Consider the following 2,450-nt stretch of genomic DNA (forward strand, 5'->3'; position numbering starts at 1 on the left):
GCCGAGCAGATGCCGATCCGGGCGATCGCCCGTCACCTTGGGATCTCGAAGAACACGGTGAAACGCGCTCTGGCCACCGACCGGCCGCCGGTCTACCAGCGTCCGCTGAAGGGCTCGGCGGTGGACGCCGTCGAACCCGCCATCCGCGAGCTGCTCAAGCAGACCCCGACGATGCCCGCCACTGTGATCGCCGAGCGGATCGGCTGGGAACGTGGGCTGACTATCCTCAAGGAACGCGTACGCGAACTGCGCCCGGCCTACCTTCCCGTGGACCCGGTCTCCCGGACCGTCTACCAGCCCGGTGAGCTCGCCCAGTGTGATCTGTGGTTCCCTCCGGCCGATATCCCGCTCGGCTACGGCCAGTCGGGCAGGCCGCCGGTCCTGGTCATCGTCTCGGGCTACTCGCGTGTGATCACCGCCCGGATGCTGCCCTCCCGGCAGACCGGCGACCTGATCGACGGCCACTGGCGCCTGGTGACCGCCTGGGGTGCCGTCCCGAAAATGCTGGTCTGGGACAATGAAGCAGGTGTCGGGAAAGGCAAACTGACCAGCGAGTTCGCGGCGTTCGCTGGTCTGCTCGCCGTCAAGGTGCATCTCTGCCGCCCCCGCGACCCGGAAGCCAAGGGCCTGGTCGAGCGCGCGAACGGATACCTGGAGACCAGCTTCCTTCCCGGCCGCACGTTCACCGGCCCCGACGACTTCAACGCCCAGCTCGCGGCCTGGCTGAAGATCGCCAACCGGCGACAGCACCGGATCATCGGCACCCGGCCGGTGGACCGCTGGGAGGCCGACCGCGCCGAGATGCTGCCGATCCCGCCGGTCGCCCCGCCTCACTGGTGGCCCTCTCGCACCCGTCTGGGACGCGACCACTACGTCCGCGTCGACACCAACGACTACTCCGTCCACCCCCGTGCGATCGGCAGGACGGTGACGGTCCGGGCCGACACCGAGGAGATCACCGTGGCCTGCGGCGACGATGTGGTGGCCCGCCATGCCCGCTGCTGGGCCAGACACCAGTCGATCACCGACCCCGAGCACGCGGCCGCGGCCCGGACCCTGCGCGGCGAGGTGATCCACCAGCAGGCCGCCCGAGCCGCCACCGCCAGGGCAGCAGTCCTTGCCCCCGACAGCCTGGGCATCGAGGTCGAGCAGCGCGAGCTGGGCACCTACGACCGCATGTTCACCCTCATCGAGGGCGGCGGCGGGAAGGAGGACACCTGATGGCCCGCCCCACTCCCGCGGCCTCGGGCGCCATGTCGGCCGGCACGGCCAGGACGAACGGCCCCGCGGCCCGCACGGGCCGGCAGACCGCCGCCGACCTGGCCTTCCTCGCCCGCGCTCTGAAGGCACCCGCCCTGCTGGACGCTGCCGAGCGCCTGGCCGAGCGGGCCCGGGCCGAGTCCTGGACCCACACCGAGTACCTGGTCGCCTGCCTGCAGCGCGAGGTCTCCGCCCGTGACAGCCACGGCGGCGAGGGCCGTATCCGCGCCGCCCGCTTCCCCGCGATCAAGACCATCGAGGAACTCGACGTCGCCCATCTGCGCGGCCTGACACGCCAACAACTCGCCCATCTGGGAACATTGGACTTCATAGCGGCCAAGGACAACGCCGTCTTCCTCGGCCCCCCGGGCACAGGCAAGACGCACCTGGCCACCGGACTTGCCGTGAGGGCCTGCCAGGCCGGCCACCGGGTCGCGTTCGCCACCGCCGCCCAGTGGGTCGACCGTCTGGCCGCCGCCCACCACGCCGGGCGTCTCCAGGACGAACTGGTCAAGCTCGGCCGCTACCCGCTGATCGTGATCGACGAGGTCGGCTACATCCCCTTCGAGGCCGAGGCCGCGAACCTGTTCTTCCAGCTCATCTCGAACAGATACGAAAGGGCCAGCGTGATCGTCACCTCGAACAAGCCCTTCGGACGCTGGGGAGAGACCTTCGGCGACGAGACCGTCGCAGCCGCCATGATCGACCGACTCGTCCACCACGCCGAGGTCCACTCCCTCAAAGGCGAGTCCTACCGCATGAAAGGACGCGAACTCGGCCGCGTCCCCACCGCCACCGGCAACGACTGAGCAAGACCACCGACGACGCGAGGGTCAGAACTCAACCGCTCAAACTGGGTCACGGTTCAACCGCCGCCGACAGTGTTGTCAAAACTTGGCGATATCACTCTCCGCCAGCACCGGGCGGTGTCGCCACCGCTCGACAACCGGTGTCAGGACTCACCGAGAAAGCCAGAAGCCGTCGGCAGGTGTCAGTCGGTATCCGCTCCTCGAGTTGATTAGAGAGACACTTCTCACGGGCGTCGATACCGTTGACGCCGAGGACAGGCCCGGGTTCGGGGCAGGTGGACGGCACGGACTGGCCCATGGGCACCACCGAACCACCCAGGGACACGCACGGGCTCAGAAACGCGCTGTGCCGGTGCGTCCTTGGAACCCGACTGATATGCC

Annotated in this window: 2 protein-coding genes; both read left to right on the top strand. The window is 69.2% G+C overall.

Annotated features, from left to right (window positions below):
* Window positions 1-1,221 (top strand): IS21 family transposase (gene istA, locus ABZ646_RS45000; RefSeq protein ID WP_360533117.1); only part of this gene is annotated, 1,221 nt, incomplete at its 5' end.
* A complete protein-coding gene (gene istB / locus ABZ646_RS45005; protein WP_360533120.1) occupies window positions 1,221-2,069 on the top strand; it encodes an IS21-like element helper ATPase IstB in 849 nt (282 codons plus the stop codon). The genes istA and istB, both read left to right, overlap by 1 nt.
* The last annotated feature ends 381 nt before the right edge of the window (window positions 2,070-2,450 follow it).

It is taken from the genome of Streptomyces sp. NPDC007162, assembly GCF_040634175.1.
Lineage (GTDB): Bacteria > Actinomycetota > Actinomycetes > Streptomycetales > Streptomycetaceae > Streptomyces.

Excerpts from the sequence above, each read along its gene's own strand:
- istB (WP_360533120.1), top strand. The coding sequence starts at position 1,221 with ATGGCCCGCCCCACTCCCGCGGCCTCGGGCGCCATGTCGGCCGGCACG.